At 65.1% G+C, this 3,862-nt stretch carries 5 protein-coding genes and 1 pseudogene; 3 read left to right on the forward strand and 3 right to left on the reverse strand.

What is annotated here, in order from left to right; genetic code table 11:
- Positions 1 to 18: 18 nt before the first annotated feature.
- Genes RMO81_RS02450 through nadC form a run of 3 tightly spaced genes read left to right on the forward strand, consistent with a single transcriptional unit; the run spans position 19 to position 2,679 of the window.
- Positions 19 to 864 (forward strand): MBL fold metallo-hydrolase, encoded by an 846-nt coding sequence (locus RMO81_RS02450; protein WP_310474143.1) that lies wholly within the window; start codon positions 19 to 21, stop codon positions 862 to 864.
- Positions 864 to 1,856, forward strand: coding sequence for a quinolinate synthase NadA (nadA, locus tag RMO81_RS02455; RefSeq protein ID WP_310474138.1), 993 nt, complete (start codon positions 864 to 866; stop codon positions 1,854 to 1,856). The genes RMO81_RS02450 and nadA overlap by 1 nt, the downstream gene beginning before the upstream one ends.
- On the forward strand, positions 1,825 to 2,679 hold the full coding sequence (nadC, locus tag RMO81_RS02460) for a carboxylating nicotinate-nucleotide diphosphorylase (RefSeq protein ID WP_310474139.1): 855 nt from the start codon (positions 1,825 to 1,827) through the stop codon (positions 2,677 to 2,679). Before nadA ends, nadC begins: the two co-directional genes overlap by 32 nt.
- Here nadC and RMO81_RS02465 read toward each other — a convergent pair whose 3' ends face one another.
- The 3 genes and pseudogenes from RMO81_RS02465 to RMO81_RS02475 all read right to left on the reverse strand — a co-directional run.
- Positions 2,680 to 3,060 carry a DUF4112 domain-containing protein gene (locus RMO81_RS02465; RefSeq protein WP_310474140.1) on the reverse strand — a complete coding sequence of 127 codons (381 nt, stop codon included), beginning with the start codon at positions 3,058 to 3,060 and terminating at the stop codon, positions 2,680 to 2,682.
- 76 nt (positions 3,061 to 3,136) lie between these two features.
- Positions 3,137 to 3,547, reverse strand: coding sequence for a hypothetical protein (locus RMO81_RS02470; protein WP_310474141.1), 411 nt, complete (start codon positions 3,545 to 3,547; stop codon positions 3,137 to 3,139).
- Positions 3,548 to 3,610: 63 nt separating this feature from the next.
- Positions 3,611 to 3,862, reverse strand: a pseudogene (locus RMO81_RS02475) (phosphoribosylformylglycinamidine synthase II); the annotation flags it as partial.

Consider the following 3,862-nt stretch of genomic DNA (forward strand, 5'->3'; position numbering starts at 1 on the left):
AGCGCCGCTTATGGGCATCTGCAGCCCCGCTCTCCGCTGGTGCGCCGGCTGCTGGCGAAGAATCCGTCGCCGTTCACCTTCACCGGCACGGGCACGTTTGTCGTCGGCCGGCCCGGCGGCACGGTGGCGGTGATCGATCCCGGCCCGGCCGATCCGGCGCATGTTCGCGCCCTGATCGATGGGCTGGCCGGCGAGACGGTGTCGCATATCGTGATCACCCACACCCACATGGATCATTCACCGGCTGCACCGGCCTTGCAGGCCGCCACTGGCGCCAGCATTGTGGGCTGCGCACCGTTGGTGCTGTCGGATGATGGCCCGCGCGCCGATGCCGGATTCGACGCGACCTACGCGCCCGACCGGGTGCTGGCCGATGGCGACAGCGTCAGCGGTCCCGGCTGGACGCTCACCGCCGTCGCCACTCCCGGCCACACCAGCAATCACCTGTGCTATGCGCTTGCCGAGGAAAAGGCGTTGTTCACCGGCGATCATGTCATGGGCTGGAGCACCACCGTGGTCGCCCCGCCTGATGGCGACATGGCCGATTACATGGCCAGCCTTGAAAAACTCATGGCCCGCGATGATGCCATCTACCACCCGACCCACGGCGAGCCGGTCACCGATCCGCAGCGCTTTGTGAAGCATCTTCTGGGCCACCGCCGCCAGCGCGAAACCCAGGTGATGCGCGCCATCGGCGAAGGGCTGGTAACCATAGATCAGATGGTGGCAGCGATGTATGCCATGGTTGACAAGCGCCTGCACCCGGCCGCCGGCCGCAGCGTGCTGGCGCACCTGATTGATCTGGAACGGCGCGGCAAGGTGACCCGCGCTGGCGACAATTGGCAGACCCAAGGAGAAGCGTGATGGACGCGCGATTGAACCCGCTCGGCAGCGGCCCCGCCATCGATCTGAAGGCCGAAATCCTGCGCCTGAAACAGGAACGCAACGCCGTCATCCTCGCGCATTATTACCAGGCGCCGGAAATCCAGGACATCGCCGATTTCGTCGGCGACAGCCTTGATCTTTCGAAGAAGGCCGCCGCCACCGATGCCGATGTGATCGCCTTTTGCGGCGTGAAATTCATGGCCGAAGTGGCGAAAATCCTTTCCCCGCAGAAAACCGTGGTGCTGCCCGATCTGAAGGCCGGCTGCAGTCTCGAAGACAGCTGCCCGCCGGATGATTTCGCGCGTTTCCGCCGCGCCCACCCGGATCATATCAGCCTCACCTACATCAACTGCTCGGCGGCGGTGAAAGCCGAAAGCGACATCATCGTCACCTCGTCGTCGGCGGAAAAGATCATCAACCAACTGCCCGCTGATCAAAAAATCCTGTTCGCGCCCGACAAGCATCTGGGCGCCTGGCTCAACCGCAAGACCGGCCGCGACATGCTGCTGTGGGATGGCACCTGCATGGTGCACGAAAAATTCTCGGTCACCGAATTGCTCAAGCTCAAGGCCCTGCATCCGGCCGCGCCCGTGCTGGCCCACCCGGAATGCCCGGCCGCGATCCTCGATCTGGCGCACTATATCGGCGCGACCAGCGGCATCCTGAATTATGCGCTGAATTCGCCCGAACCCACCATCATCGTCGCGACCGAGCCCAATATCATCCACCAGATGCAGAAGGCCGCCCCGCACAAGAATTTCATCGGCGCGCCGGGCGCAGACGGCAACTGTGGCTGCAACATGTGCCCCTATATGGCGCTCAACACGATGCAGAAACTCTATCTGTCCCTGCGTGATCTCACCCCGCAGATCGAAGTGCCGGAAGATGTGCGAGTGCGCGCCAAGCGCAGCCTTGATCGGATGCTCGAAATGGCCGGCAATGTGTCGCCGGTGCCGGTGCGCGGTGATTGACGGGTTCGCCATCGCCGCCTTCGTTGCCGCCACTCTGGCCGAAGATATGGGGCAGGGCGGCGACATCACGTCCGCTGCCGTCATCCCGGCTGATGCGCGGCTGACTGCGGTGATGGACAGCCGCGACCCCATCGTGGTGGCGGGCCTGCCGCTGGCTGCCGCGTTTTTCCGCGCACTTGATCCGGATTGTGGCATCGAGATGCTGGCACAGGACGGCGACGCCGTGCCTGCCGGAACCGATCTGATGCGCATCGAGGGCAATGCCCGCGCGCTGCTCACCGCCGAACGCTCGGCGCTCAACACGGTGCAGCATCTCACCGGCATCGCCACCATGACCCGCACCTATGTCGATGCCATCGCCGGCACAGGCGCGGTGCTGCTGGATACCCGCAAGACCCTGCCGGGCCTGCGCGCGCTGGAGAAATACGCGACCCGGATGGGCGGCGCCACCAATCACCGGATGCGGCTGGATGACGGCGTGATGATCAAGGACAATCACATCGCGGTGGCCGGCGGCGTGGAGCCCGCCGTGCGCGCCGCCAAGGCCGCTGGTCTGCGCGGCGTCGTGGTGGAAGTTGACCGCATCGATCAGATCGCCCCAGCACTGGCCGCCGGTGCCGATCGCCTGCTGCTCGACAATATGGATGTGCCTACACTGAAGGCGGCGGTGGCCCTGATCGCCGGCCGCGTGCCCACCGAAGCCTCTGGCGGTGTCCGCCTTGACACGATTCGCGGCATTGCCGAAACCGGTGTCACCTTCATCAGCGTCGGCCGCATCACCCAGAGCGCGCCGGCCGCCGATATCGGCCTGGATTTCGCCTGATCAGCGCTGATCGAGCAACCGCTTGACCAGTTTCAGGTTGCGACTGTTCGAGCGGAAGAACAGGTCGAACAGGTCGCCAGTGATCGGCACGCTGCCGATCGCTGTATCGATCCCGACGTTGGCCAACATGCGCAGCAGCGTGCCGCGCGACGCGCCCAGATTGCGGGCTTCCCAGACCAGATAGAGTCCAAGCGCGGCAGTGGCGGCATCGCCAACGCCTGGTGCCAATCCGATGATGGCATCAAGACCGATACGGCGCCCGATGATCGGCACCTTTATCAGCCCCTCGAGCACATGCTCCAGCGCCACGATGCGGGCGCGGCTGCGGTCACGCGGGCTCAGGCCAGCAAGCGACGCAGGGGCAGCGAAGGGACTGGTCAATTCAGGTGATACTCCGGCGGCCGGGTGCCGCGATCACGCTGAATCTGGCCCCGGCAGCTGGAATTTCAAGGTCTGGCTATTTCTTGCCCAGCATGCCCATAATGTCGTTGATCGGGTTACCGTCGCCATCGCGGTCCAGCATGCCGGCCACCTGGCCCAGCATCCCGCCGGCGCCGCCAGCGTTACCGCCCAGACCGGCCATCACCTGCTCCAGCACACCGCCTGCACCGCCAGCGCCCTGAGCGGCCTGTTGCGCGGCCTGCACCAGTTGCGGCAGCAAGCTGCCCAGCGCGCCGGCGTCGAGCCCGGACTTGTTGGCGACATCGGCCACGGCCGCGGCATTGTTCACGCCCGGATCGGCAATCTGCGGCAGCAGTTGATCAAGCGCGCCCTTCACCATGCCCGGATCAAGCCCGGCCTTGCCCGCCAACCCGGCAATATCAATCTGCCCGCCCGCTTGGCTCAGCAGTTCATCCAGCATGCCCATGATTCGCGCTCCTTATTTCTGAAGACCAGACCAGAACATGGCCGTGTTACAGTTGCGCGGCAATCAGCCTTTCAGCATCGCCGGCAGCCGGGTTTCGTGGATGGTCCGCAGTTCGGCCAAGGCCACACGCTGTTCACCGCCACGCCCCGGCAGCTCGAACACCAGATCGTTGCCGCCCGTCACGGCGATCGGCACCGGGGTCACGCCCGCAGCGCGTGCCTGCGCCATCACCGCAGCCGCATCGTTGGTGGTGACGATATAGCGGCCCTGATCTTCGCCAAACAGCGTTGCTGCCGGATTGGCGATCTGCGGCAC

Origin of the sequence: Sandarakinorhabdus sp. (genome assembly GCF_031422795.1) — a bacterium.
Lineage (GTDB): Bacteria > Pseudomonadota > Alphaproteobacteria > Sphingomonadales > Sphingomonadaceae > Sandarakinorhabdus.